Genomic DNA, 25,558 nt, shown 5'->3' with positions numbered 1-25,558 from the left:
ATGGAGCCGCGATCCATAAAGACCTGTCTGCTTATGAGCACAGATTGATTCGTCCATTATGAAAATCCCATTCTATTTTAAATCGGGCCGACCGGCCTTCTCCTTTGAATTTTTTCCGCCGAAGACGGACGAAGGGGTAGCACATCTCTTCCAGACGATCGGCGAATTAAAGGCGCTCGCGCCGGCGTTCGTCTCGGTGACCTACGGCGCCGGGGGGAGCAGCCGGCAACGGACGGTGGAGATCGTTCAGCGGATCAAGAACGAGCACGGAATTGAAGCGATGGCCCACCTCACCTGCGTCGGATCGGACCGGCTCGAAATCGAGCGGACCCTGGAGCAATTGAAGACCGCCGGAATCGAAAACATCTTGGCGCTCCGGGGCGATCCGCCGAAGGGAGAGACGACCTTTACCCGACCGGCCGATGGGTTCTCATACGCGTATGAGTTGGTCGCCTATATTCGAAAGCGATACGACTTCTCTTTAGGGGGGGCCTGTTATCCGGAAGGGCATGTCGAGTGCCGGAACCTGGAGAAAGATCTCGCGCACTTGAAGAAAAAGGTCGACAACGGGCTCGATTTTATTATTACCCAGCTTTTTTTCGACAACCGGCATTATTTCGCGTTCGAGCGGCGGGCAAGGGCGCTCGGAATTCAGGTCCCGATCGTCCCTGGGATCATGCCGATCACCAATGTCGGCCAGGTGAAGCGCTTCACCGAGATGTGTGGGGCCTCGATTCCCCTCTCGCTCCTGTCGGCATTGGAGCCGGTTCAAGACGACCCTGAAGCGGTGATGGCGCTTGGCATCCGCCATGCGACGGAGCAGTGTCGCGAGCTCCTCTTCCAGGGTGCGCCCGGCGTTCACTTTTATACTCTCAACAAATCGCCGGCGACCCGCGCCATATTGGGGTCGCTCTCCGACCTGCGTTAAAATAATCTTGCTTGGACGATTTCCGCCTTCACCGCCACCCCTCGATACATCGATCCGACGATTCTCGGCGCCTTCTTCAGAGAGAACCGATGGAGATCGACGATTTTGAATCGGTTGCGGAGAATACGCGCGGCAATGTCGCGGTCGAGGTGGCAGCCATCGGCGACCTTTTTGTTCAGCGGGGTTAAACGATGCTGCCATTTCTGAACCGCGAGCTCCTCGCTCAATCCATGTTCGAGGAAAAGGAACCGCCCCGCCGGCTTTAGTACGCGATAAATCTCCCGAAGCGCTTGATCGAGATCGGCAATGCTGCAGAGGGTCCAGGTACTAACAACCGTATCGAAGGAGGCATTCGGGAAGGGAAGGCTCTCCGCATGAAGCAGATGCTGATTAACCTGAATCGGAGAGGCGGCGATCCGTTTCTGCGCGAGGGTGTTCATCCCCGGATTAGCATCGATCGTGGTGAGATTTATAACACGGTCGGGGTAGTAGGGCAGATTTAATCCCGAGCCGAACCCGATTTCCAAGACTTCTCCGGCGGCGTCGGCAAGAAGCGTTTTGCGCAACCCGGCGAGCTCGGCGCCGCTCATCACAAAATTGACGAGCCGTGGAAAGAGGACGCGAGAATAGAATCCCATAAAGCTCCTTACTTTTGAATCTGTTGAATTGCACCGACCTGCTGTTTCCCTTCAATATTGGAGTGATTTATGACATCAAACCGGCTGGATGTGCAAGAGCGGCCGGCGGCCGGTCCGCTGCAAGGATGTATCGTCACCCTCCATGGGCGTGGGACCCATGGAGCCGATCTGATGCCGATCGCCGATGAGATCGGACTCCCGGGACTCCGCTGGCTCTTTCCCGACGCGCCTTTTCCTTTTCCGGATGGATATGGCGGGCGGATGTGGTATGCCTCCCCGCCCCAAACCCAGTCGGGAATTCTGGAGAGCCGGAAGAGGCTCTTTGATCTCCTCAATCGTCTGATCTCCGAGGAGGGGATTCCCTCCCACCGGATTGCCTTGGCGGGGTTCTCACAAGGGGCGGTCATGAGCCTCGATGTCGGCCTTCGGTTTCCTAAACGGCTGGCCGCCGTCATTGCATTGAGCGGTTATCTCGCCCTGCCCGAAAACCTTTCCGCTGAAAAGTCGCCCGCCGCCGAAGGGATGCCGGTTCTCCTCGTCCATGGAACGATGGATGAGGTCGTCCCAGTGGAGGGGTCGCGGAGAGCGTCGACCTTGCTTCTCAAGGAAAGATTTCAGGCCCGCCTGCAGGAATACCCGATGGGCCATCAGGTGATTCCGGAGGAGATGGCGTTGATCCGAGATTTCATTAAAGGCCTCTGGAGTCTTTGACGTGACGAGGAAGGAATTTGAAGCGCGCGTCCGGGACGCGATCGATCGGATTCCGGCCGAGTTCCAGGCGGCGATGAAGAACGTCGCCATCCTGATTGAAGATTGGCCCGGCCCCGAAGCCGAGGAGTTGATGGAGGACGATCCGGACGAGGTCCTCTACGGATTCTATCAGGGGGTGCCGCTTCCGGAGCGGACCGCCGATGACTCGGGGATGTTGCCCGATGTCATTTATCTCTATCAAAGGCCGCTTGAAGCCGATTTTCCCGACCGCGCGTCGTTGATCCGTGAAATTGAGATCACCTTGGTCCATGAGATTGCACACTACTTCGGATTCGATGAAGAGATCCTCGCCCGCTACGGGTATGATTAAGCTGTATCGCCTTCTCCCTTTGAATTTTACCTATTGACGCGCGGAGCCCGCTATGATATAAAGAAACCAGTCCATTGTAAAAGTTGAACAGAATCCATCGGAAGCTGCAGTCTTTTACAACGCTGCGGCTTTTTTTTTGAAGCTGATTAAAACGAGAAAGAGCAATGGGCATTCCGTTAGCGAAGGGCTGACATAATCACACCAAGTTGGAGAAGCACCGAAATGATGAAAGGAACCGTAAAGTGGTTTAACGGCAGCAAAGGGTATGGGTTTATCACACGTGAGGATGGACAAGGCGATGTCTTCGTCCACTTCAGCGCGATCGTGGGCGACGGCTACAAATCCCTCGAAGAGGGAAATGCGGTTGAGTTCGACGTGACCCAGGGCCAGAAGGGGCCGCAAGCCACTAACGTCAAATTAGTTTCCTAATTTTAGAAACATTTGACCTAAATGACACCCCGCCTGGATTCTGTTCCGGCGGGGTGTTTCATGTGAGGAGCAGTCATGGCAAGCATCAGTCAAGTTCGAAATATCGGCATTTCGGCGCATATTGATTCCGGTAAGACGACTCTGACAGAAAGAATTCTTTATTACACCGGAAAGATCCATAAAATCGAAGAGGTCCGCGGAAAATCGGGCGTCGGCGCGAAGATGGATTCGATGGAGTTGGAGCGGGAGAAAGGGATTACCATCCAATCGGCCGCAACCTACTGCACCTGGAAGGACAACGTCATTAACATCATCGATACGCCGGGCCACGTCGATTTCACCATCGAGGTGGAGCGGGCCCTTCGGGTGTTGGATGCCGCCATCCTGGTCCTCTGCGGCGTCTCCGGCGTTCAGAGCCAGTCGATCACCGTCGACCGTCAGATGCGGCGATACAAGATTCCACGGATCGCCTTCATCAACAAGTTGGACCGATCGGGAGCCGATCCGTTCCGCGTAATTAAACAGCTGCGGGAGAAGCTCGGGCACAACGCCCATGCGCTCACGATGCCGATCGGCGCGGAGAATGATTTCAGAGGCATCATCGATCTCACCAACATGCGGGCTTACTATTTCGAGGGTGATAATGGAGAGAATATCCGTGAGGAAGAGATCCCGGCCGATCTAAAAGACCAGGCGGAAGCGCTTCGCCATGACCTGATCGAAGCGGTCTCCGATTTTGACGATGCCATCGCCGAAAAATTCTTGGAAGAGAAACCGGTCGGCACTGAAGAGCTCCGGAAGGCGGTTCGAAAAGCAACGATCGCCCTTCAGCTCATCCCGGTGATGATGGGCTCCGCCGTTAAAAATAAAGGGGTACAGCTCCTCCTCGACGGCATCGGCCACTATCTCCCCGACCCGACCGAGGTCACCAACCAGGCGCACGACCAAGAGAACAGCGAAGCGAAGGTCATCCTGGAGAGCCGTCCCGACAAGCCGCTGGTGATGCTCGCCTTCAAGCTGGAAGACGGGCGATACGGCCAATTGACCTACACCCGGATCTATCAGGGGAAGCTGAGCAAGGGAGACGTCATCCACAACTCGACGAACGGGAAGAAGATCCGCGTCTCCCGATTGGTTCGGATGCATGCCGATGAGATGCACGACATCGACAGCGCCGAGGCGGGGGGTATCTGCGCCATGTTCGGCGTCGACTGCGCCTCGGGAGACACCTTCACCGACGGCACCGTTCATTATACGATGACCTCGATGCATGTCCCCGATCCGGTGATCTCGCTGGCGGTCTGGCCGAAAGACAAAGGGGGCGCCGGTAACTTTTCCAAAGCGTTGAATCGCTTTACGAGAGAAGATCCGACCTTCCGCGTCCACCGCGATGAGGAGAGCGCCCAGACGATCATCTCCGGGATGGGCGAGCTCCATCTCGATATCTACATGGAGCGGATCAAGCGGGAATATGGCTGCGAGGTCCAGAACGGGCAGCCGCAGGTGGCTTATCGTGAGACCGTCTCTCAACGGGCCGACTTTGTTTATACCCACAAGAAACAGACCGGCGGCTCCGGCCAATTCGCGAAGATCGGCGGTTACATTGAGCCGCTTCCGGCCGACGCGGTCGAGACGTTCGAGTTCGTTGATGATATCAAGGGGGGTTCCATTCCCCGGGAATTCATCCCAGCCTGTGAAAAGGGTTTCCGCGAACAGGTAAAGACCGGCACGCTGATCGGATTCCCGGTGGTCGGCGTCCGGGTCGTCATCAACGACGGCGCCTCTCATCCGGTCGACTCTTCCGAAATGGCGTTTAAAATCTGCGCCATGGCGGCCTTCCGCGAGGCGTATCCTCAGGGACGCCCGATCATTCTCGAGCCGATCATGAAGCTCGGTTGCGAAGCGCCGGTGGAGTTTCAAGGCGGCGTGATGGGGCTGATCAATCAACGAAGGGGAATCATTACCGGAACGCAGAGCAACGACAGCTTCGTTCAGATTGAAGCCGAAGTTCCCCTCTCCGCGATGTTCGGTTTTTCGACCGATCTGCGAAGCGGCACACAGGGCAAAGGGGAATTCACAATGGAATTCCTCAAATATGCTCAGGTGCCGAGGCAGATTTCCGAGGAGCTGATCAAAGCCTACCAAACCAAACGGGCCGAAGAGAGAAAATAAAAAAACCCGCCTGGGGGATGGTTTCTCCCCCAGGCGGGTCTCACTTCAGATCCATTCTGGCCAATCATCTGATCTTAAATGGCATCCTGCCGCTTACACACCCGCGAGAACGGCTTTCCGCTCTCGACTTCTCCCCTCCACGGGCATCCCAGGGACAAGATTCAATTCACTGCGGAAGGTTTCAAGAGATCCCCATAGCCGCCGAATTTTGAACGCCAAAGAACGGTTCACTTTAGACTGCTGCAATTCGGTGGTGGTTGGATGGTATCCCAACTTGCCGGCGAACGCCTGATATTGCTTCAGGCATCGGCGCTTCCAGCCTTCCATCCGAATTCCATTCAGGTCCGATTTTGTAATCTCATGCAACTCAATCAATTTGGAGAGGTAATTGGTCGAAATTCGGTTTGCCTTCGCCACTTCGCTTCGCTTAAGAAACCTTCCATAATCTTTCAGGATCTTCTCACGCGAGAGCAACGGCGCTTTGGCCGGCCGGTATTTAAACAGCCCGATCTCGGACCCTTTCTCTAAAAGCTGGCGAACCCGCTCCCGACTCAGACCGAGCTGCTCTCCAACCGTCCGGAGGCTCTTTTCCGCTTCGTAGAGGTCATAAACCTCCATCAACCTTTCAACGGAGGAATGATTCGAGGGGTAATCGACGCGCGTCTTGCCTCCCCCATCGAATCCCCTTCCCTCCTGGAGCGCCGCCTCGATTTTCTTGGTCACGCTCCGCGAAACCGGACTCCCCTCTATTATTTTTTGAATCGTAGAAGGATTCACATTCAATCGATCGGAGACCTTCCAGAGCTCGACCTTATTTGTGACCAGCTCTTTGAGCCCAAGGGCGTGGGAGGCTTCCTCCCGCTTGATCTGGGTTTGCCTTGCCAAATTGCTTCGTCTCGATTGCACAGTAAGCGCACCCGATTTTGATCGAATCACCGAAGTCGATGCTGTCAGCACCTTCCCTATCCTTTCATTAAAAGAGACCGAAACCGATTCACTCCCACATGGAGACCAGACCGAGGATCTCTCCTGGATCTGGCCCGTGAGAGAACATTAACTGACGTGGACCTTTTCAGCAGGGACTGGGGTGATGAGCGCCGCCCCTTCGGTTGCGATACCTCTCTCCAGCTCCTTCCAATTGCTCGTCTGAAGCGGCGGGGTATCCATGACCATCGTTATCCCCCAAATCACATTTACAAATCCAAAAGCAACCAGCGAAAACAGACCAATCTCAAAGAATCCATTCAACATCTTTACTCCTTCACAAAGGGTGGTGTTTCTTATGCCCCTTAATAAAGCAAAAGAGATGCCACATGGCTGAAATGAGAATTCAGCTGAATTTATAGATACTTATATATATAAGCCTTTTGGGAGGAAGTTTCAATAAGTGGCAAATTGAAACATATATGTTTCAGAATGAATTTACTGGGGAGGTTTGATACCAAATTGTTTGAGACGACGCCACAGGGTCGATCGGCTGATTCCAAGCTCTTCCGCCGCTTTGACCTGATTCCAATGGGTCTTTTCAAGGGTCTTGAGCATTAAGCTTCTCTCTTGATTGGCCAGCGTCTCCTTTTTAACCGCCGGCGGTGCCCCTTTGGAAAGAGGTGTGACCGGCTTCGGAAGATGCTCAATCGAGAGGGTCGGGCCGGGGGAGGTCACAAAAGCGTGCTCGATCATATTTTCCAATTCCCTCACATTGCCCGGATAATCATAGGAGAGGAGATAGTCGAGCGCCTCGGGGGAAATGTTGGTGATCTGCTTTCCGGTCTCCCGGCTGAATTTCGCCATAAAGTGCTTGATCAGCGGGAAGATATCATCCTTGCGCTCTCTGAGCGAGGGCACACGGATCGGGAAGACACGAATCCGATAATAGAGATCTTCCCGAAAACCGCCGGCGCCGACCGCTTCGGTCAGATCTTTGTTCGTCGCGGCGATGATCCGAACATCGACATGGATCATCTTGGTCCCGCCGACCCGCTCGAATTCCTGCTCCTGCAACACGCGGAGAACCTTTGCCTGCGCCGCCGGACTCATATCACCGATCTCATCGAGAAAAAGCGTCCCCTGATTTGCCAATTCAAATCGGCCGGGGCGGTCATAGATTGCTGTCGTAAAGGCCCCTTTCATATGGCCGAAAAGCTCGCTTTCCAAAAGCTCCTCGGGTAACGACGCACAGTTCACGGCGATAAAGGGCTTCTCGCGCCGCGGTCCCATCTGATGGATCGCCCGGGCGATCAGCTCCTTGCCGGTGCCGCTCTCTCCTTCCAACAAGACGGTGGCGGTCGATCCGGAGGCGGAGGCGACCAGATCGAGCACCTCGAGCAGTTTCTTGCTCTTCCCCACCAGTGAGCGGAGGCCCGACGGCCTGGACTGTTTCTCCCCTTGCTCCGGCGCGGCCGGCCCGAGGTTTTGGATCATCTCCACCGCGCCGATCACCTCCCCCTCGTCATTTAAGAGAAGATCGATGTGGATGTGGACCGGAATCGGCGTCCCGTTTACATCTCGGAGGACCGTTTCATAGTGGGAGACCCGCTCCTGCTTGAACATCAACCGGTCGAGCAGCGCCGCGTGTTTCGAGACAAGGATGCTCTCGCCAAGGATCTCCTGAACCGACTCCAGGTCTTCCGATACCGCATCGTTGTGGAACAACATCCGTCCCAGCGCCCGGTTGGCAAAGATGACTTTCTTATCGGTATTGACGGCAAAGACCCCTTCGCTCATTGCATTCAAAATCGTCGTCGCGTCGAGCTTCATCTTAGATCCTCAGACCTCATCATTATTCTCCCGATTCTCCCGGCGAAGACCCCTCTGAGACCGGCCATATTCATTTACTCCCCTTCTCAGGAAGAATCAAGTGAGAAAACAAATTCACTGACCCCTTCAAATTTGTCGCACAATAGACAATCCTGTCTTCTAAACCGCTTCATGCCGACGCCAGCCGTTCAGCGCGTCTCCCTTTCCATTGCCAAAACAAGCCGGTCTGTCAAATGACCTCCAGCGATAAGGGGGGTACGGTTTTTGCTTTTTTAAACAGCAAATACAGTGTTGTATTCTCGGACTGGCAAAGGCGTCCTCTCCCATAATGGCGTGGGTTTCGGAGAGGCGCCTTTTTATTTTTAGCAACGGAAAACAAAGGAGGATGCGATGACACCGGAGCGCCTTTCCCTTCCTCAGACGATGGGAGCCAAATTAACCGCAGCGATGACGAAGCAGACCGCGCTCCGTCGATCCGCCACCGACGAGATGTGCGACATCCGGGGCGCGGTTCGGGCCCACTATTCCTCTTTTCACCATTGGCTGCAGACGACGCCGGCTTCTCAGGCCAAGGAGAAACAGAAAGAGGCCGACCGGCTCTTTCGCCGACTCGGCATCACCTTCGCCGTTTATGGAGAGTCGGCCGGCACGGAGCGCTTGATCCCCTTTGACCTCATCCCCCGGATCATTCCGGCGAAAGAGTGGCAGATCCTGGCGGCCGGCCTGCGGCAGCGGGTCGTGGCGCTCAATGCCTTTCTTCATGATCTCTACCATGGTCAAGAGATCCTCAAAGCAGGCCGGATCCCGGCAGAAATGGTCTTCAGCAACCCCCAGTACCGGGTTGAAATGCAGGGGATCCATCCCGCCGGCGGGGTCTATGTTCATATCGCCGGGGTCGATGTGGTTCATACGGGAGAGGGGGAATTTCACATCCTGGAGGACAACCTCCGGACCCCCTCGGGGGTCTCCTACATGCTGGTGAATCGCCGGATGATGATGCGCCTTTTCCCGGAGCTCTTCGCCTCCCACTCGATCGCGCCGGTCGAACATTATCCCGAACTGCTCCTCGAGACCCTGCGCGCCGCCGCGCCCGAGGGGACCCGGGAGCCGACGGTGGTTCTCCTCACCCCCGGCCCCTACAACAGCGCCTACTTCGAGCATACCTTTCTGGCGCAACAGATGGGGATCGAAGTGGTCGAAGCGCAAGATCTATTCGTTCGAGACAACAAGGTTTTCATGCAGACGATGGAGGGACCGGCTCAGGTCGATGTCATTTATCGTCGGATCGATGAAGATTTTCTCGACCCCCTCGCATTCCGCTCCGATTCGGCGCTCGGCGTACCGGGGCTCCTCTCGGTCTACCGCTCCGGCGGGGTCACCCTTGCCAATGCGGTCGGGACCGGCGTGGCCGACGATAAAGCGATCTATGCTTTTGTCCCTGAGATGATCCGCTTTTATCTCGGCAAGGAGCCGATCCTCAAGAACGTCCCGACCTTCCTCCTGCGCAACCGCGAAGACCGCGCCTATGTGTTGGCCCATCTCCATGAGTTGGTCGTCAAAGAGGTTCATGGCTCCGGGGGCTACGGCATGCTGATCGGACCGACCAGCACGCCGAAGGAGCGAGCGCTCTTCCGTCAGCGGATTCTTCGGAATCCTGAGAATTACATTGCGCAGCCGACCTTGGCCCTCTCGACCTGCCCCACGTTCGTGGAACAAGGAATCGCCCCCCGCCACATCGATCTTCGCCCCTTTGTCTTAAGCGGGCGGACGATCCACCTCGTCCCCGGCGGTTTGACCCGGGTTGCGCTGCGCGACGGCTCCTTGGTCGTCAACTCTTCTCAAGGCGGGGGGACGAAAGACACCTGGGTCTTGGAGGAGTAACCGATGCTGCTGCGGATTGCCAGCCATCTTTACTGGATGGGCCGCTACATCGAACGGATGGAGAATACCGCACGGACGGTGGAGGCGCTTTATCTCACCTCCTCTATTGCGAAAGGGTCTTCTTCGTCCGACCTCGAATGGGAAAACCTCCTTGCAATGACCGGTCGACGGGATGACTTTCTGGCGAGACACGGTGCGATCTCTTCCACGAAGCTGCTCCGCTTCATTCTCCTCGATCTTGAGAACCCCTCGAGTCTCCTCACGTCGCTGCGGACCGCCCGGGAGAACGGCCGCGCCGTCTGCGGAACCCTCTCTCCCGAGATGTGGGAGATGTTAAACACCCTCTGGTTGGACCTGCGGGAGATCGACCCGGCGCATCTGATGATCGAAGGGGTCGGACCGCTTCTCGACCGGGTAAAAGAAGGGGCGCATCTGTTTCGCGGCACCCTCGAGAGAACCCTCCCTCAGGACGACACCGTTCGCTTGATCGGACTCGGCACCGTCATCGAGCGGGCCGATCACACCGCCCGCATTCTCATCGCCCGCTTTCCCTCCCTGCTCAAGGATACCGAGAGAGAAGCCCATTACGATGCATCGTTGAAAGTTCTCCGATCGGTCGGCGCCGCCGCCGCCTATCGGAAGCTTTATCGAGATGGGATCACCCCGGGACAGGTGGTGGAGCTTCTCGTCCTCCGCAATGAGATCCCCGCTTCTTTGCATGCCTGCCTTGATCGTGTGAATGACCTGTTGAAACCGCTGTCGCGCGGGATCGGGCCGGAAGCGGTCCGCCTCGCCGCCGATCTCCATCTTCTCCTTCACGACGATCAGATCGGCGTCATCCTAAGGCATACACTGCATGAATATTTGATCGACTTCACCCAGGGACTCCAAGCCCTCAGCACCGAAATAGACAGAGCGCTTCGGACCCCGATATGCGCCTGAAAATCGAGCATAAGACCGTCTATCGCTACAGCGCCCCGGTCACACGCTGCGTTCAGCCTCTTCGGCTCACCCCGCGATCGGATCGGCGACAAAAGGTTCTGGAGTGGCAGCTCCACCTCCCCGGCACCGTAACGGAGTTCACCGATGCCTTCGGCAACACCACCCAGCTATTGACGATGGAAGACCCTCACGAAGAGATTCGGATCGGGGTTCAAGGACAGGTCGAGATGTCCGAGGAGCAATCTCCCGAATTAAATCAGGATCTCTCCCCGCTCATTTATTTGAGGGAGACCCGGCTGACGGCGACCCACCCGCTGCTCGAAGCCTTCTCCCAAGAAGATCGAGCGCAATACGCGTCATCCCCGGCCCTCCTCCAAGCGCTGATGGATCGGATTCGGAGCGCCGTCCGCTATGTAAAGGGAACGACGACCGTTCAAACGACGGCAATGGAGGTCTTATCTCAGGGAAGCGGCGTCTGCCAAGACCATAGCCATCTTTTTATCGCCTGCTGTCGCAGCCTTGGAATTCCGGCACGCTATGTCAGCGGCTATCTTTATTCCGGCACCGAGACCGATCCGGAGATCGCCATGCACGCCTGGGCGGAAGCGTGACTATTTGGACGCTTGCCCGGTACGCGGGGTCCGATTCGGCGGCGGGGCCGAGAGGATGGAGGTCCGGGTCCAGGTCATGAACGCACAACAATAAGCGCTTTACACATCCCAGAGAGGCCATTATACTGTCCCTATTCTTTTAAATCCAAGCAATCGAATTGTTGAGACGCATAATAGGTTGAACCGCTCCTTTAATATCCCCGATATTGGAGTAAACGGGAATACAGGGAGACAAGGATAAACAAAGGCGCGCAGCCGGCTTTGCCGGTGCAAGCCGCGGGGCGTGGGGGCAGTGGAGGACCTTTCTCCTTCAGTTGCCGCACAGGCCCCCACATAGGATAGGAGACCGGATGACATATTGTGTGGGGATGCTGCTCGACAGCGGACTGGTATTCGCGTCCGACTCAAGGACCAATGCCGGTGTCGATCATATTGCAACTTTTCGGAAGATGACCGTGTATGAAAACCCGGGAGATCGGGTCCTGGTGATGTTGGTCTCCGGGAACCTGTCGATTACACAAGGGGTGGCCAATTTATTGGGCGAAGATCGCTCCATTGAAAACGGCCGTGAGACGATCTGGAACGTGTCGTCCCTTTTTTCCGCGGCTCGGCTCGTTGGAGGGGCGCTGCGGAAGATTCATGAAATCGATGGCGGTTATCTGAAACAGCATGGGGAAGATTTTAACGCGTCGATTATCCTGGGGGGGCAGATCCGCGGCGAGCAGCCTCGCCTCTTTAATATTTATGCCGCCGGCAACTTTATCGAGGCAACCGCTGAGACATCCTACTTTCAGATCGGCGAGATCAAATATGGAAAACCGATCCTCGACCGCCTGATCGCCCGAAACATCACCCTGGAGGAAGGGGCCAAGTGCACCCTCCTCTCCTTTGACTCTACGATTCGGAGCAACATCTCCGTCGGGCTTCCGATCGATCTGCTCTGCTACGAGCGCGACCGGTTGCGTGTCGGCCTCCGCCGAACGATTGATCAGCGCGATCCCTACTTTAACGAGATCAAGCGGCAGTGGGCAGAAGGGCTCCGAGAGACCTTCTCCCGTCTTCCCGATCCCTGCTGGGAAGAAAAGCTCGGTCCCATCTAATCCAAGTCGGCGGTTCGGAGCCCTTATTTTTTAGGTAAGAGTTTCCTGCCGGCCACCGGCGCCTCCGCCCCTGTAATGCTCCGTAGCTTGAGATCGACCCGATCCTCCGAGAAGCTCAACAAAATCTGCCCATGATTATCAGATCCTTGGAATCGATCGAGTACGGTCGTTTGGTGAAGGCGGAGCGCCTCCGCCTCCCGCTCGGCCGAGGGGGTTTTCTGGCCGGCTTCAAAGCGGAGGGAATTGTCCAGGCGCCGGCCGCCTCGATCGTCCATTCCCATCACCCCGTTTGAGGAATCGATCGCCGGATCCTTTTCGGTTTGAGCCGGCTGTGTGGCGTCGGTCGATACCCCTTTCTCTTCAGCGGTGGCCGGAAGGGTAGAGTAAAACATCCCCGTTACAAAAATCCCAATGAGAACTGCCATGATTCGCCGTTTCATTTCTCTCCTCCATAGAGCGCTTATCTAGTTTAAGCATACTCCTCGGCCGACAAAGAGGGCAAGCGGATAGTCAACCGGCCCGTGTGCGGATCGGCTAAAGGAAGGAACTCCTTTTTCGGGCCTTCTAATAAGGTTTTTCGTATCGCCAACATGGATGATCTAGTGTTGCGGGGAATGACAGTGAAGATGTGGAAACAGCCGAACCTGAGATCTATCGCAAGCAAGCGTGTCCTACTACCCAAACGGGTTACTCTATAAAGATGAATTGTAGGGAGCGCGAAGGACATACTACAATATAAATGGATTCTCTGGCTCAAGGATGAGCTCTTAATCAAAAAAGGAGTGAGACAATGAAAAAATGGATTGTACCGATCGTCGCCCTCGCGCTGGGGTTCAGCACGGTAACGGCCTTCGCAAAGGCGCCCGTGGAGCCGATGGAGGCAAGGCAGATTAAGAATAAAGATGCTAAAAAGGAATTTAAAGCCGGTGTGAAAGCGTTCAATAAAGAGAGATACAGCGAAGCCGCGACCCACTTCACAGCGGCGGAGCAGGCGGAGCCGAATGCGCCGGAGATCCACATCAACCTCGCATTGGCCTTGGCGAAAGAGGGAAAAGCCGATGAGGCGAAGAAACATTTCGATCAAGCGGCCAGTCTCCTCGCCGGAGGAGGCGCTTCGACGGGACAGGGGGGCGCACCCGCTCAAAGAAATCAGCCGAGCAATAATACAACCACTCCGGCACCGATGAGCTGATCTTCCTGACCTATTTTGTAAGCACTCCATGCGAGGGGACCGTTGGTCCCCTCGTTTTTGGATCCCGATCGTTGAATAATCCCGCGCAATGGCAGGCAATAGCACAGCCTGCCTAGAACCCATCTAAACTAGACAACAAGCCAATCAGTCGCGCTCAGAAGATTGACCTAACCTAATTAGAGTACTACCCATTCGGTTAATACAATTCTCTTCCTTTTTTGATAACAAAAGAAGATAGGATATCCCCGCGCCAAGGCTACCACTCGGATCCTTAGATTCTGGCCTTCTCTTTCAGGCCCGGAAATAAGTGTATGCGCGGTCAGTCCTTCCTTAAACTTCTAAATAAATAAAGGAGGTGCTTCATGAGACAGATGCGCTCGCTCTTCACGGCTCTTTTAGGTATCTGGTTCCTCGTGGGCGGATCACCGGTCTGGGCTGCCTCAAACACAACCGAGGCTCAACAACCCCCATCAGATTTAAAGATCAATACCGAGATTAAAGCAGCCTTTGATCGAGACAACCACATCGACCTGAGCAAGGTCGATGTCCAGACTAAGAATGGGATCGTAACCCTTAGCGGAACGGTCCTCACCGACTATGAAAAAGCTTATGCCACCCAGCTCGCCAGCGATGTTCGAGATCACCTGAAAAAGGGCAAGGAGATCGTCAACAATATCACGGTCATTTTTCCCGCGGATCAAGATCTGGTCCTTGCCAAAGAAATCCGCTCGGACCTCCTTCAAAATCCGGCAGTGCACGTTTCCAAGCTAAAGGTTGCGGTAAAGGGGGGATCGGTGCAGCTGCAGGGATTTGTATCGTCCGACGAACAAAAAAAACGGGTCGACAAGATCGTCCAGGACAGAAAACAGGTCGCATCACTGAAGGACGACCTGGTCATCCTTCCCAAATAATCTTTTCCAACGGGGCCGATCTTCACAGCGAGGACCGGCCCCTTTTCATTTCTGCCGACAAAAGTCTTAAAGGTTTACGGCCCGCATCGACTGCTCGGGATATCGCGGCCCGGCGGCGGCACCGTGAGGGGCGACCTCATTAATGGCGAGAAAATCCTCCAGCGTCAGCTTGACATTTAATGCGCCCAAGTTCTCCTCAAGATGCGCGCGGCTCCGGCTTCCCGGGATCGGGACGATCTCCTCCCACTGGGCGAGCAGCCAAGCCAATGCCAGCTGGGAGGGGGCACAACCCTTCTGGGCCGCAAGCGCTTCGATCCGTTGAACCAGATCGAGATTGCGCTGGAAGTTCTCCCCTTGAAAGCGCGGCGACATCCGTCTGAAATCTCCCTCTTCCAAATCTTCAATCCGCCGGATTTTTCCGCTCAGGAAGCCCCGCCCCAACGGGCTATATGCGACAAACCCGATTCCCAACTCCCGGCAGGTCGGCAGAATCTCATCCTCCGGGTCGCGGCTCCAGAGTGAATACTCCGTCTGCAACGCCGTGATTGGATGAACGGCCTGGGCGCGGCGCAGCGTGGCGGGGGCCGCCTCGGACAGTCCGAGATGCCGCACCTTCCCCTCCCGCACCAATTCGGCCATGGCGCCGACGGTCTCCTCGATCGGCGTCTCCGGATCGACCCGATGCTGATAGTAAAGATCGATCACTTCTATATTTAAACGCCGAAGGCTCGCCTCGCAGGCGGTCCGAATATAATCGGGCCGGCCGTTGACCCCGAGGAAACTGCCGTCCGAACCCCTGACGTTCCCGAATTTGGTGGCGACCACCACCCCCTCGCGACGGCCCTCAATCGCCTTGCCGACGAGGATCTCGTTATGCCCCATTCCATAGACATCGGCGGTGTCGAGGAAGTTGACCCCAAGATCGAGTGCCTGCCGGATCGTCTGAATCGATTCTTCCTCCCGGCTCTGTCCATAAAATTCGGACATCCCCATGCAGCCGAGACCGATGGCCGACACGGTGAGCCCTTCTCTTCCGAGCTGTCTGGTTTGCATCGAAGAACTCCTTCTCATCAGAAAAATCATTTTTTCGACTCGGGTCGATTCGTTTAGGAGTAGATCCTTACAAAACGATTGTACGCAGTTGAGGGTTCAAGGATCAAGAGGAGATGGAGGGAGGGAATGGCCTAACGGTTCCGATTCAGAAGCCGCGCAGCTCTTCGACCGTCTGCCTCAGCCGCCGACAGATCGTCTTGAGAAGATCGATCATCACCTCGGGATGCAATGCCATTTTTTCAAGGAAAATCCGGGCGTCGAGATAAAGGCAGTCGGTTGCTTCAGCGGCGATGACATTGCTGCTCCTGGGGCGCTCCTCAATCAACGACATCTCGCCGAAGAGCTCTCCCGGGTGAAGCACTCCGACATTCTTCTCCTCCCCGCCCGCCTTGACGGAAACATCGGCACGGCCGGCGATCAGAAGATAAAGTCCCTTGCCCGGCGCCCCCGCGCGGACGATGATCTCTCCCTTTTTGTATGAATTGCGGCTCGACCAAACGGCAATCTCGGAGAGCTCCTTCTCGGGGAGGGCGGCAAAGAAGGAAACGGAGCGAAGCAGCTGGATACGCTCTTGCAATTCGGGTTTCATCGGTCATCCTCCAGAAAAGGGAGAACACGCAGAGCGGGCAAAATGGGCAAAGTAGGCAAACGAGGATAGATGCCAGGGACAAGACGCATTCGGGAAGTATACCATAGCGGGTCGGAGGAAGCGCAGAGGCGAAGCGCCCCGAGAGAATCGGATGTTATTTTCCCCGGGCCATCGAGAGGACCTCCCGAACCGCTTCGATCACCAGCTCGGGCTGTTGTGCGATGATCCGATGGCCGCTCTTCTCTGCGAAGATCTGCCGTCCACGGGAGGTGCGGCGGGCGAGGGCGGCCTGTTGTTCCTGCCAGATCGTTTCGATCACCCGAAGCAATTTTGGGTCGGCATGCGGACCGAGCAGATCGCCGACCACCCCGTGCGTGAGAACGATCAGGGGAAGGTCTTCTCTCAGCGGCGGGGCGGCATGGAGCTGTGCGGCGCTGGTCTTGAGCGATTGTAAAAAGGAACGGGCCGCGGCCCAGGGGGCGGGGCGATACGTGAGTGCCGATCGGATGTTCCCCGCGATACCGGGAAACTTCCTCAATCCGAAGGGATCGAGATAGCGAAGCAACCCCAATCGCGCGCCGATCCCGGCGATCGAGATCCGCCTCATCAGGTAAGCACCCGCGTGCGGCAACCGATCGAGCACCGCTTCGTCCAGGGCGTCAATCATCACCAGCCCGGCCACCTCGTCCGGATGGCGGCGCGCGAAGAGCTCGATGATCAACCCCCCGGCCGAGCCGCCGACCAGAATATACGGCGGCCCGATCCTCTCTTGATGAAGCAACGCCCGAAGGTCCTCCATGAGCGCCTCGACGCTGAGGCGGCCGGCATACGGATCGCTCCAACCCATCCCGGCTCGGTCATAAGCGCAAACCCGGGTCTCTTTCGCGAGCGCCTGCTGGATCACCTCGTAATCAAGCGCGCAGCCGAGGCCGGCCGCCTCCAATACAACGGTAGGACCTCCTTCGCCGAGCGGGTAGGAATGAAGCCGACGCCCGCCGATATCGACCAGCCGGCCGGGCGCCGGGAAGTTTCTTATCTCATTCGCCGTCGCCGCCGCTTGATAAAGCAGCCCTGCGACGATCGGCAGCAGGCCGGCGACTGAGAGTCCCCGCCAGCCGGTCAAAAACCACCTTGACCGGGCACGGTTCAGACGCTGCCAAACCTGGCTCCACGTTCCTTCTCTCTTTGAATCACCGAGGAATCGATCGACAAAATGGGCCTTCGTATTCATGGGGTCTCCTCACGTCAAAAACCGGGAACCTCCTTCGATTATAGGCGGTGGAAAGAAAGTAGATCAATAGAGAGGACCGGCTCCGGGGAGATCCAAAGCTGATGTTGACCTCTTCTTACATCCTTTCTTGATTCTCTTTTTTCTCCCGCTTATACTCAGGCGATCGAACTTTTTTTGCTTCGCATGCATCTTCTATTCATATCGCGTATTCATATCGCGCCGTATCGCGTTTTCTAAGAGTAAGGAGGCCAACATGTCGATCCTTGTACCGACCGATGCGGAACTACTGACTGCCGCCCAGCAAGGGGACAGCAGCAGTTTGGGAATGCTGCTGGAGCGCTATCGCACCCGGCTTCACGCCGTCGCGCTTGGAATGCTCGGATATGGTCCCCAAGCGGAGGATGCGGTTCACGAAACCTTTTTGATCGCGCTGAACAAACTGCATCAACTGCGGGAGCCGGGCGCGGTCGGCGGCTGGCTGCATGCCGTCTTACGGAATGTTTGCCTCATGAGCCTGCGGGGCCGGCGGGAAGAGGTTCCGATCGAAGAACTCCCCCCCGACGCTGAGCCGACCACCGACCTCTCGGCGTTGGAAGAAAAGCTCGACCAGCTGGCGTTGCGCGATTGGATCTGGGCGGCGATCTCTTCCCTCCCTGAAACGTTGAGGGTGACGGCGATCCTCCGTTATTTCGGCAGCCATACGACCTATGACGAGATCGCCACCCTTCTCGGCATTCCGGTCGGAACAGTCCGAAGCCGCCTCTCGCAGGTGAAGCTCAAACTGGCAGACGCCCTGCTTCAGGCCGCCGGGTTGGATCACAGCCGGGAGCGCGCGGAGCGCGAGTCCCTGCTGCGATATCACCGGGATGTCTGGAATGAGTACACTCGAAAAGACCGGGACGCCTTTCTCTCCCATTACACGGATGACCTCCGGGTGACCTTTCCCGACGGCGAGACCTTACAGGGACGGGTCCACTTGGACAAAGAGGTCGACAGCGATCTCGAAGCAGGAACCGACGTTCTCGTCCAGCGGATTTTGCCGAGCCGCGATCTCACCATTATTGAAGCCGCCTTTATCAACCCGCGTGACAATCCGTATCGCTGTCCGCCGGGGATGACCCTGGTCCTCTCTCACCGCGGCAGGCGGACCGATCGGCTGAAGTTCTACTTCGCCCCGCGCCCGCCGGTCCCGGAGGAGTAGCGGTTCGAATCGAACTATTTAATTCCCTCCCGCATCTTTCTATCGTGACAGATTAAACTCGATCAGGAGGAACCGACCATGCGTTATAAAATTCCATTTTTGTTGCTCTCCCTGCTCTGGACTGCTCCCGCCTTTGCGGAGAAGAGCCCCCCGGCCCAGGTGCCGCTCTATAATAACCTCGGCAAACACCATCATCAGATTACGACCCAATCCCCCCTGACCCAGCGCTACTTCGATCAGGGACTGCGGCTCACCTATGGCTTCAATCATGATGAAGCGATCGCCGCCTTTAAAGAGGGGGCTCGGCTCGATCCCGACTGCGCGATGTGCTACTGGGGGGCGGCGCTCGCGATGGGGCCGAACATTAATCTTCCGATGGATCTCAAAACGGAGCCGGCCGCTCATGAGCTGGCGCAAAAGGCGCTTGCCCTCGCCTCGAAGGTCTCGAAGGCCGAGCGGGCCTACATTGAGGCGCTGTCAAAACGCTACGCCGCGGAGCCGGGCGAGAGCCGGACGGCGCGCGACCAAACCTATGCCGATGCCATGCAGGAGGTTGCCAAACGCAACCCGAACGACGCCGATGCGGCGACCCTCTTCGCCGAGGCGATGATGGACCTGCAGCCATGGGACTACTGGATGCATGACGGAGAACCGAAAGGAAACACGAAAGAGATCGTCGCCACGCTCGAATCGGTCTTGAAAAAAAATCCGGACCATCCGGGCGCCTGCCACTACTACATCCATGCGGTGGAGGCTTCGTTCGAGCCGCAGCGGGCGCTGCCGTGCGCCAAGCGGCTGCCGAGTCTCATGCCGGGCGCAGGCCATATCGTCCATATGCCGGCCCACACCTACATCCGTGTCGGTATGTATAAAGAGGCCGAGGAGGCGAACGTTCATGCGGTCCATACCGACGAGCGCTACATCGAGGACCGGAAGCCGCAAGGGATCTACCCCCTCGCCTACTATTCGCACAATCTTCATTTCCTCTATGCGGCCGCCGCGATGGCGGGACGAAGCGAGGTGGCGATTCGGACGGCGCGAGACCTCGTCGGAAAAGTTCCTTTTGAAATGGTCAAGGAGATTCCGCCCCTGGAAATGTTCACCCCGACCGCCTATTTCGCCCTGGCCCGGTTCGGAAAATGGGAGGAGATTTTAAAAGAGCCGGCGCCCCCCGCCGAATTGAAATATATGACGGGTATCTGGCGCTATGCCCGCGGGCGGGCCTTCGCCGCGACCGGCAAGCTGGACGACGCCAAAGCTGAGCGTGATGCCGTCGCAAGGCTCGCCGAAGAGACTCCGGCCGACGTGATGATCAACCTCAACCCCGCCAAATCGCTCCTTCAGCTGGCGTCGAACGTTCTCTCCGGCGAGATCGCCGCGCGGGAAGGAAAAACCGATGATGCGGTGCAAGCGTTGAATCAGGCGATCGAGATGGAGGATCAGCTGGTCTATGACGAGCCGCCCGCCTGGTATCAGCCGGTCCGCCAGAACCTCGGGGCGGTGCTGCTCGCGGCAGGCCGTCCCGCCGACGCTGAGAAAGTTTATCGGGAAGATTTAAAACGGAATCCCGAAAATGGATGGTCGCTTCACGGTCTCGCAGAAAGTCTGAAGGAGCAGGGAAATACGAAACAGGCGGCCGCGGAGGAGAAGCGTTTCCAAAAGGCATGGACGCGCGCTGATGTGAAGCTCACCGCCTCCCGCTTCTGAATCGCTCCAGGGTCTTAACATTAATAGACTGAGGCGAAGATAAAACCGCCTCAGTCTATTTTATTTATCGCCTTTCTTTATTTTTAGCGTAGATTTAGAACATTGGATTGCGTTCCGCGAAGCGATCCACGACGCTTTCCGCATGATTACCCAATTCAGAACGGCAGGGCAGGCTGGATCCACCCACTCATGAGTCTCCTGCCAAATCAAGCGATTTACGGCCTAAATTATATTCGTTCTCTAAATAGAAATTCCCTTCCCTTTAGAATTGCTCATAAAGTATTTCAATTTAATCAACCAATTATGTATTTACTGGAGCACTAAAAATAGTTATTGACATCATTTGACTATTAAACTATAAGCTAGATAGAGTAAGTAGTTAACGTATGGGGAGGTCAGGGGCTGGAAGCGGTTTAGCCAGGGAGGTCAAAATGACGTGCGATGCTTTTTTTGAAAGATCTATTCTGAATCGGATTAATTAAACTTCCCGATCAACACGGTCTCTAACACTGTGCTGAGTCAGCTGCATCAATTGGTCGGCACGGAAATCTGGTTACGGGATCAACGAGACGAAGAGAAAATTCTGGCCGAAGGGGTGACGAAGATTGAATTCCGAGAAGGAGAAATTATTTTCCAGACGGTCCTGGGAGAAGAAATCCGGGTAAAGGCCGACATCCAACGAAGCCTTCTGACGGAGCAAGGATTTATCTTTGAGGTGGCATGCCTCGATCCCTCGGCACTTCCTCAAAGAATCGTTCCCGTACAACCCGAGGCGACCGAAGTCAGTCGGTGAGTTGACCGGATAGCGGAGCCGGTCAGAATATTTTAACCTCAAGGAGGAGTTCATATGTCGGCCCTCATTGTCGGCTGCTATGATGTGGCCCGATTAAAGAAATCTTCAGAGACAGAGGAATTGATTCGGTAGAACATTGGGTCGGCGACAAAACGAACGAGCTCCGAAGAGCAATCCCGCAAAGGGTGTGCCTCATTTTAATCCTCTGCTATTTCGTAAATCATTCGCCGAAGGGTGAAGGCGGAGGCGGGCCGGCTGGGACTGCCGGTCATTTTCTGCCGCCGCTCGCTGGAAGAAGTTCGACGGAAGCTGGAAGATTTGGACGGAATCGGCTGATCAATCATAACGCATAAAGCATAAAACCCGCCATCGAGAGAAGGAGGAACAGTGATGACGCAGCATATCGGCATCGTCGGTTGCACCGCAGAAGGGACCGCCCTTTGCTATCGGACGATTTGCAATGAGGGAGAGGCGTTCCTCGGACCCTACGGACATCCCGAAATCACCCTGCACACCTATCCCCTCAATGAATATATCCGCCTCATCGAGAAAGACCACTGGGAAGGGGTGGCGAATTTAATGGCCGCCTCCGCCGAAAAAGCGGCCCGGGCCGGGGCCGATTTCATCATCTGTCCCGACAATACGATCCATCAGGCTTTCTACAGAGCCACGCGGGCGTCCTCTCTTCCCTGGCTTCACATCGCCGAAGAGGTGGCGGCGGAAGCGGTCCAACGGGAGTATCGACGCGTCGGCCTGTTGGGAACGCGTTATTTAATGGAAGGGCCGGTTTACCCCGCCAAACTGAAGGAGAGGAAAATCGAAGTTCAAATCCCGCAGCAGCCGGAGCGGGATCGGATTCATCAAATTATCTTCGGAGATCTCATCCATGGACGCTTCCCTTCTGAAGCGCGATGCGATGTGATGGACGTCATCGGACGATTAAAAGAGCAAGGATGCGACGCCGTGATTTTAGGCTGCACCGAATTGCCCCTTCTGATCTCTCAAAAATATGCGCCGCTTCCTCTTCTGGACTCGACCCGGATTCTGGCCAGAGCGGCGCTTCGGAAAGCGGTGGATTCGGGAATTACATTCAGCAAAGAAACCGTTCAGACGCAGCCCTAGCCCTCCCGAGGTACGACCAGTATCGCTCAGCCGAGGCGAGAACCGATTCGCGCCGACCTTTTAACCGCAAGGACTGCCCAACCGCCGCTCGCGCGCTCTTAAAACAGATCAATTCTCGTCGGGGCGAAGAGTCGCCCCGACGTCTCCGTCACAATCGCAGCCCATCCGATGTTTCCACCATAGTCAAAAGACCCTCATTCGATTGTTAGGCAAGATCGTAATCGCCTCCTCGGCGAATACCTTCTCTCTCAACGTCCGCCCATCGCCTGAGCGAGCGTATCGAACTTTTGGGCGGACTCCCGCATCTTCTCGCTGAAGATGAAACGGGGCGCCTCTCGTTATAGATAGAAAAAATCTGAATTAAGAAAAGGAGAACAAATGACCCTCTGCGATTCGCTTGAGACCAATATGATCCGGTTCTGGACGACCTATGGAGAAGCCCCCGGCTGTAAGCGCCCCCAAGGGAGCGGCTGGGTCGGATGGATCACCGGCGTTCCTCATCCCTTGTTCAACGGCGCCGTATCGACCGAGCCGCCGAAGGAGGTCGACCGGGCCGCCTCGGAAATCGCGCAGGCGTTGGGATCGCGCCAAATTCCCTTCTTATGGTGGATCGGCTCCCGCGGACGCCGGACCGATTTGAATGACATTTTAGAGCGCCATGGTTTCGTTTATGCCGAAGCGATTCCGGGGATGGCGATCGATCTGGACTCCCTGTCACAGGGGCCGATCCGGCTGGAGGGATTGACGATCCGGCCGGTGAACCATCCTGCAATGTTGAAGATCTGGGCGGAGACCGCCGGCATCGGTACCGGTTTTCCGGAACCGGCGCTAGAACCGCTCGCCGCATTGGAAACCCGGGTCGGACTCGGAGAAAAGGTCCCGACGCGGCGCTATCTCGGTCTCTTCGACGGCGCCCCGGTGGCGACCGCCGCGTTGGTGTTGGAAGCGGGGGTGGCCGGTCTCTTCGCGGTTGCGACGCGGCCGGAATTCCGCCGGCGCGGAATCGGCACGGCGATGACCCTCCACCCTTTATTGAACGCAAGAGTGTCGGGGTACCGGACTGGGACGCTACAGAGCTCGGAGAGCGGCTTCCCGGTCTATTCTCGGCTCGGCTTTCGAGAGATCTGCAAGTTCGATCTTTATTTCCGGCCTGGAGGAAACGGGTAGGACGCTTCTAACCGAAGCGGAATGCCGGCCTCATTTCCTATCGTGCAATTCAAGGGCGTTGGAACGGGACGTTGCCCCAAATCTCCTTGCCTTAGAGTCGTGGGGTGAAACCCCATGACTCTAGGAAGTTAATCCCTCCATTATGAGCAGACGATCTCCGCGCAGGCGAGTATGACGAATTTTAACAGACCCATTGCCCCACGCCTAGATCACTTGATCTTTATTCGGATTAAAGCTAAGATAGAGCGGTGTTCCGGAGATGGATTGAATGCAAATGGCTGATCCCTATCTGACATTCCGATGGGTCTTGGCGATTCTCTTGGCTGGGACCCTTTTCTATGACCTGATCGAGCTGGGGGTCTGGTATTGCCAGCTCCCGCGATGGGTTCGACGGATCATCCTTTTAAAATTTCTTCAACTCCGCTCCCGCGCACTGAAGGTGGAATTGTCATTGATCGTGATCCTTTTTACAATTCAGGGATGGCTCACGATCCTTTTGTTGAAAGGGTAATCGTGAATGGCATGGCAAGTCTGGATTAATCTCGGGAAGGTACTCAGTCCGTTGGTCTCCGCCGGCGTTGTGGAACGGGTTCGAGAGAAGACCGATCTTTATCTCGATCGGAAACGAAACGAATTCGTCTCGCACGCCCGAACCGAGGCGGAGCAGTTTGTGGCGGAGCAGATGCTCTTGGTTGAAGCCAGGGTGGACGCCAAGATTGAAGAGATCGAGCAGCGCTTCGACGCGCTGATCGAAAAAGAGATCCGGACCAAGCTCCGCATCCTGATCTTCACCCTCTCGGCCGTCATCGTGATGAGCCTCGTCTCGCTCGGCTATCTCTATTTGAAACGACGGATGGGGCTATAAAAGGGAGCGTGCGATGTAACAACGAAGATCATTCGATCTCTTTCGCGGAACAGGAACATCACCTCACCACTTCAAACCAAGGGGAAAATGATCCGAACTTACGACGATCTCCTCCAGACCGCCGATGCTTTCACCGACTCCCGCACGCTGATCACCGGCGTTGAACTCGACATCTTCACCCATCTTGGTAAAAAAGCCCAAACGGCAAAAGAGATCGCCCGCAAGGCGGCCGCCTCTCCCGAAGGAACCGAATTTCTCCTCAACGCCCTCGCCGGGATGGGGCTTCTCACCAAATCGGGCGAACGTTTTCGCAACAGCCCGCTCAGCCGTCTCTACCTCGACACCGCAAGTACCCAATCGATCACCAACTTCGTCTGGCTGGCGGGACAACATTGGGACGACTGGCTCGGTCTCACCGACACCATCCGGAAAGGCCGCCGGCCGCGGAAGCGACCCTCGCCCGACGACCCAGGGTTCCGCAAGCGCTTCTCGAAAGCGCTCCATGAGCGGAGCTTCTATCTTGCCCCCAAGATCCTCCGGCCGATCGATTTACGCGGCGCGCGAACCCTGCTCGATCTCGGCGGCGGCGCCGGCTCCTATGCCTTTGCGCTGCTGGTGAAATATCCCGAGCTCCACGCGACGATCTTCGATCGACCGGCCGCCGTGAAGGTGGCCCGCGCCGAAGCGAAGCGGGCCGACCTGTCGGAGCAGGTCGATGTGATCGGCGGCGACCTCTTCACCGATGATTATGGCGGGCCCTATGATGTCATCTTCTACTCGAATGTCGTTCATATCTACTCCCCTCAAGAAAACCGCCGCATTCTAAAAAAGATCAAAGCGGCCCTGAAACCGGGCGGCAAGTTAATCATCGTCGAATATTTCCTCGACAAAAACCACGCCCACCCGCCCGACGTCTCCTCATTTAATCTGATGATGCTCCTCTTCACCGACCGGGGACGCTGCTACACCTGGGAAGAGGTTACCGCCTGGCTGAAAGAGACCGGATTCTCCCGCTTTCACCGGACACAGGTCGACGGGAAAATCGGAATCCTGGAAGCGACGCTCGGAGCAGCGCGAAAACGAGAATCCTCCTCCCGCTGATTGCGACCGTCCATCCGCTTGCCTCATCAGACAAGCGCGCCGGTACTGCAGAGGAACCGATCCAACCGTCGCCTGAACGAATGGACG

Annotated in this window: 26 protein-coding genes and 1 pseudogene; 19 read left to right on the top strand and 8 right to left on the bottom strand. The window is 56.4% G+C overall.

Annotation, left to right across the window (positions count from 1 at the left end; all coding sequences use genetic code 11):
- Positions 1-58 precede the first annotated feature (58 nt).
- Complete coding sequence (gene metF, locus HY282_05700) at positions 59-928, top strand: methylenetetrahydrofolate reductase [NAD(P)H] (protein ID MBI3803240.1); 870 nt, start codon at positions 59-61, stop codon at positions 926-928.
- Here the strand turns inward: metF and HY282_05695 are convergent.
- Positions 925-1,566, bottom strand: coding sequence for a class I SAM-dependent methyltransferase (locus HY282_05695; protein ID MBI3803239.1), 642 nt, complete (start codon positions 1,564-1,566; stop codon positions 925-927). The genes metF and HY282_05695 overlap by 4 nt on opposite strands.
- 69 nt (positions 1,567-1,635) lie before the next feature.
- Here HY282_05695 and HY282_05690 point away from each other — a divergent pair, with 69 nt between their 5' ends.
- From HY282_05690 to HY282_05675, 4 genes are all read left to right on the top strand, one after another.
- On the top strand, positions 1,636-2,277 hold the full coding sequence (locus HY282_05690) for a dienelactone hydrolase family protein (protein MBI3803238.1): 642 nt from the start codon (positions 1,636-1,638) through the stop codon (positions 2,275-2,277).
- 1 nt (position 2,278) lies between these two features.
- Positions 2,279-2,647 (top strand): metallopeptidase family protein, encoded by a 369-nt coding sequence (locus HY282_05685; GenBank protein ID MBI3803237.1) that lies wholly within the window; start codon positions 2,279-2,281, stop codon positions 2,645-2,647.
- Between the two features lie 222 nt (positions 2,648-2,869).
- Positions 2,870-3,076, top strand: coding sequence for a cold shock domain-containing protein (locus HY282_05680; GenBank protein MBI3803236.1), 207 nt, complete (start codon positions 2,870-2,872; stop codon positions 3,074-3,076).
- A gap of 75 nt (positions 3,077-3,151) precedes the next feature.
- Positions 3,152-5,248, top strand: a complete 2,097-nt coding sequence (locus tag HY282_05675; GenBank protein ID MBI3803235.1) for an elongation factor G — start codon at positions 3,152-3,154, stop codon at positions 5,246-5,248.
- 93 nt (positions 5,249-5,341) lie between these two features.
- On the opposite strand, the gene HY282_05670 is transcribed toward HY282_05675, so the two are convergent.
- From HY282_05670 to HY282_05660, 3 genes are all read right to left on the bottom strand, one after another.
- On the bottom strand, positions 5,342-6,133 hold the full coding sequence (locus tag HY282_05670) for a hypothetical protein (protein ID MBI3803234.1): 792 nt from the start codon (positions 6,131-6,133) through the stop codon (positions 5,342-5,344).
- A 168-nt stretch (positions 6,134-6,301) separates the two neighbouring features.
- Positions 6,302-6,499 (bottom strand): hypothetical protein, encoded by a 198-nt coding sequence (locus tag HY282_05665; protein ID MBI3803233.1) that lies wholly within the window; start codon positions 6,497-6,499, stop codon positions 6,302-6,304.
- A gap of 171 nt (positions 6,500-6,670) precedes the next feature.
- On the bottom strand, positions 6,671-8,005 hold the full coding sequence (locus HY282_05660; protein ID MBI3803232.1) for a sigma 54-interacting transcriptional regulator: 1,335 nt from the start codon (positions 8,003-8,005) through the stop codon (positions 6,671-6,673).
- Positions 8,006-8,452: 447 nt separating this feature from the next.
- Between HY282_05660 and HY282_05655 the strand changes: the two genes are divergently transcribed.
- The 4 genes and pseudogenes from HY282_05655 (at position 8,453) to HY282_05640 (ending at position 12,539) form a co-directional block, all read left to right on the top strand.
- Positions 8,453-9,886, top strand: coding sequence for a circularly permuted type 2 ATP-grasp protein (locus HY282_05655; GenBank protein MBI3803231.1), 1,434 nt, complete (start codon positions 8,453-8,455; stop codon positions 9,884-9,886).
- A 3-nt stretch (positions 9,887-9,889) separates the two neighbouring features.
- Complete coding sequence (locus HY282_05650; GenBank protein ID MBI3803230.1) at positions 9,890-10,828, top strand: alpha-E domain-containing protein; 939 nt, start codon at positions 9,890-9,892, stop codon at positions 10,826-10,828.
- Positions 10,819-11,533, top strand: a pseudogene (locus HY282_05645) (transglutaminase family protein). Before HY282_05650 ends, HY282_05645 begins: the two are co-directional and overlap by 10 nt.
- 256 nt (positions 11,534-11,789) lie before the next feature.
- A complete protein-coding gene (locus HY282_05640) occupies positions 11,790-12,539 on the top strand; it encodes a peptidase (protein MBI3803229.1) in 750 nt (249 codons plus the stop codon).
- Between the two features lie 23 nt (positions 12,540-12,562).
- Here HY282_05640 and HY282_05635 read toward each other — a convergent pair whose 3' ends face one another.
- Positions 12,563-12,979: a hypothetical protein gene (locus tag HY282_05635; GenBank protein ID MBI3803228.1), complete on the bottom strand. Its 417-nt coding sequence runs from the start codon at positions 12,977-12,979 to the stop codon at positions 12,563-12,565.
- 350 nt (positions 12,980-13,329) lie between these two features.
- Between HY282_05635 and HY282_05630 the strand changes: the two genes are divergently transcribed.
- On the top strand, positions 13,330-13,731 hold the full coding sequence (locus HY282_05630; GenBank protein MBI3803227.1) for a tetratricopeptide repeat protein: 402 nt from the start codon (positions 13,330-13,332) through the stop codon (positions 13,729-13,731).
- A gap of 362 nt (positions 13,732-14,093) precedes the next feature.
- Positions 14,094-14,642 (top strand): BON domain-containing protein, encoded by a 549-nt coding sequence (locus HY282_05625; GenBank protein ID MBI3803226.1) that lies wholly within the window; start codon positions 14,094-14,096, stop codon positions 14,640-14,642.
- Between the two features lie 66 nt (positions 14,643-14,708).
- Here HY282_05625 and HY282_05620 read toward each other — a convergent pair whose 3' ends face one another.
- From HY282_05620 to HY282_05610, 3 genes are all read right to left on the bottom strand, one after another.
- The gene (locus HY282_05620; protein ID MBI3803225.1) at positions 14,709-15,695 is read right to left on the bottom strand and encodes an aldo/keto reductase; all 987 of its coding nucleotides are present in this window, start codon (positions 15,693-15,695) and stop codon (positions 14,709-14,711) included.
- Between the two features lie 145 nt (positions 15,696-15,840).
- The gene (locus tag HY282_05615) at positions 15,841-16,284 is read right to left on the bottom strand and encodes a cyclic nucleotide-binding domain-containing protein (GenBank protein ID MBI3803224.1); all 444 of its coding nucleotides are present in this window, start codon (positions 16,282-16,284) and stop codon (positions 15,841-15,843) included.
- 154 nt (positions 16,285-16,438) lie between these two features.
- On the bottom strand, positions 16,439-17,515 hold the full coding sequence (locus HY282_05610) for an alpha/beta hydrolase (GenBank protein ID MBI3803223.1): 1,077 nt from the start codon (positions 17,513-17,515) through the stop codon (positions 16,439-16,441).
- 253 nt (positions 17,516-17,768) lie between these two features.
- Between HY282_05610 and HY282_05605 the strand changes: the two genes are divergently transcribed.
- The 8 genes from HY282_05605 to HY282_05570 all read left to right on the top strand — a co-directional run bounded on the left by HY282_05605 (position 17,769) and on the right by HY282_05570 (position 25,471).
- Positions 17,769-18,716 carry an RNA polymerase sigma factor gene (locus HY282_05605; GenBank protein ID MBI3803222.1) on the top strand — a complete coding sequence of 316 codons (948 nt, stop codon included), beginning with the start codon at positions 17,769-17,771 and terminating at the stop codon, positions 18,714-18,716.
- Positions 18,717-18,794: 78 nt separating this feature from the next.
- A complete protein-coding gene (locus tag HY282_05600) occupies positions 18,795-20,423 on the top strand; it encodes a hypothetical protein (GenBank protein MBI3803221.1) in 1,629 nt (542 codons plus the stop codon).
- A gap of 532 nt (positions 20,424-20,955) precedes the next feature.
- A complete protein-coding gene (locus HY282_05595) occupies positions 20,956-21,216 on the top strand; it encodes a CooT family nickel-binding protein (protein ID MBI3803220.1) in 261 nt (86 codons plus the stop codon).
- 390 nt (positions 21,217-21,606) lie between these two features.
- Positions 21,607-22,338, top strand: a complete 732-nt coding sequence (locus HY282_05590) for an amino acid racemase (protein MBI3803219.1) — start codon at positions 21,607-21,609, stop codon at positions 22,336-22,338.
- A gap of 378 nt (positions 22,339-22,716) precedes the next feature.
- Positions 22,717-23,505, top strand: a complete 789-nt coding sequence (locus HY282_05585) for a hypothetical protein (GenBank protein MBI3803218.1) — start codon at positions 22,717-22,719, stop codon at positions 23,503-23,505.
- A 268-nt stretch (positions 23,506-23,773) separates the two neighbouring features.
- Positions 23,774-24,016 carry a hypothetical protein gene (locus tag HY282_05580; GenBank protein ID MBI3803217.1) on the top strand — a complete coding sequence of 81 codons (243 nt, stop codon included), beginning with the start codon at positions 23,774-23,776 and terminating at the stop codon, positions 24,014-24,016.
- A 6-nt stretch (positions 24,017-24,022) separates the two neighbouring features.
- A complete protein-coding gene (locus HY282_05575; GenBank protein MBI3803216.1) occupies positions 24,023-24,370 on the top strand; it encodes a hypothetical protein in 348 nt (115 codons plus the stop codon).
- 87 nt (positions 24,371-24,457) lie between these two features.
- Complete coding sequence (locus HY282_05570) at positions 24,458-25,471, top strand: methyltransferase (GenBank protein ID MBI3803215.1); 1,014 nt, start codon at positions 24,458-24,460, stop codon at positions 25,469-25,471.
- Positions 25,472-25,558: the final 87 nt, after the last annotated feature.

It is taken from the genome of Candidatus Manganitrophaceae bacterium (assembly GCA_016200325.1).
Lineage (GTDB): Bacteria > Nitrospirota > Nitrospiria > SBBL01 > Manganitrophaceae > Manganitrophus.
Note: the sequence above shows the minus strand (reverse complement) of the source record. Positions and strands in the feature narration are given on the sequence as shown.

Coding starts and splice junctions, on each gene's coding strand:
- metF (MBI3803240.1), top strand. CDS start 59: ATGAAAATCCCATTCTATTTTAAATCGGGCCGACCGGCCTTCTCCTTT.
- HY282_05695 (MBI3803239.1), bottom strand. CDS start 1,566: ATGGGATTCTATTCTCGCGTCCTCTTTCCACGGCTCGTCAATTTTGTG.
- HY282_05690 (MBI3803238.1), top strand. CDS start 1,636: ATGACATCAAACCGGCTGGATGTGCAAGAGCGGCCGGCGGCCGGTCCG.
- HY282_05680 (MBI3803236.1), top strand. CDS start 2,870: ATGATGAAAGGAACCGTAAAGTGGTTTAACGGCAGCAAAGGGTATGGG.
- HY282_05675 (MBI3803235.1), top strand. CDS start 3,152: ATGGCAAGCATCAGTCAAGTTCGAAATATCGGCATTTCGGCGCATATT.
- HY282_05665 (MBI3803233.1), bottom strand. CDS start 6,499: ATGTTGAATGGATTCTTTGAGATTGGTCTGTTTTCGCTGGTTGCTTTT.
- HY282_05660 (MBI3803232.1), bottom strand. CDS start 8,005: ATGAAGCTCGACGCGACGACGATTTTGAATGCAATGAGCGAAGGGGTC.
- HY282_05655 (MBI3803231.1), top strand. CDS start 8,453: ATGACGAAGCAGACCGCGCTCCGTCGATCCGCCACCGACGAGATGTGC.
- HY282_05650 (MBI3803230.1), top strand. CDS start 9,890: ATGCTGCTGCGGATTGCCAGCCATCTTTACTGGATGGGCCGCTACATC.
- HY282_05640 (MBI3803229.1), top strand. CDS start 11,790: ATGACATATTGTGTGGGGATGCTGCTCGACAGCGGACTGGTATTCGCG.
- HY282_05635 (MBI3803228.1), bottom strand. CDS start 12,979: ATGAAACGGCGAATCATGGCAGTTCTCATTGGGATTTTTGTAACGGGG.
- HY282_05630 (MBI3803227.1), top strand. CDS start 13,330: ATGAAAAAATGGATTGTACCGATCGTCGCCCTCGCGCTGGGGTTCAGC.
- HY282_05625 (MBI3803226.1), top strand. CDS start 14,094: ATGAGACAGATGCGCTCGCTCTTCACGGCTCTTTTAGGTATCTGGTTC.
- HY282_05620 (MBI3803225.1), bottom strand. CDS start 15,695: ATGCAAACCAGACAGCTCGGAAGAGAAGGGCTCACCGTGTCGGCCATC.
- HY282_05615 (MBI3803224.1), bottom strand. CDS start 16,284: ATGAAACCCGAATTGCAAGAGCGTATCCAGCTGCTTCGCTCCGTTTCC.
- HY282_05610 (MBI3803223.1), bottom strand. CDS start 17,515: ATGAATACGAAGGCCCATTTTGTCGATCGATTCCTCGGTGATTCAAAG.
- HY282_05605 (MBI3803222.1), top strand. CDS start 17,769: ATGTCGATCCTTGTACCGACCGATGCGGAACTACTGACTGCCGCCCAG.
- HY282_05600 (MBI3803221.1), top strand. CDS start 18,795: ATGCGTTATAAAATTCCATTTTTGTTGCTCTCCCTGCTCTGGACTGCT.
- HY282_05590 (MBI3803219.1), top strand. CDS start 21,607: ATGACGCAGCATATCGGCATCGTCGGTTGCACCGCAGAAGGGACCGCC.
- HY282_05585 (MBI3803218.1), top strand. CDS start 22,717: ATGACCCTCTGCGATTCGCTTGAGACCAATATGATCCGGTTCTGGACG.
- HY282_05580 (MBI3803217.1), top strand. CDS start 23,774: ATGCAAATGGCTGATCCCTATCTGACATTCCGATGGGTCTTGGCGATT.
- HY282_05575 (MBI3803216.1), top strand. CDS start 24,023: ATGGCATGGCAAGTCTGGATTAATCTCGGGAAGGTACTCAGTCCGTTG.
- HY282_05570 (MBI3803215.1), top strand. CDS start 24,458: ATGATCCGAACTTACGACGATCTCCTCCAGACCGCCGATGCTTTCACC.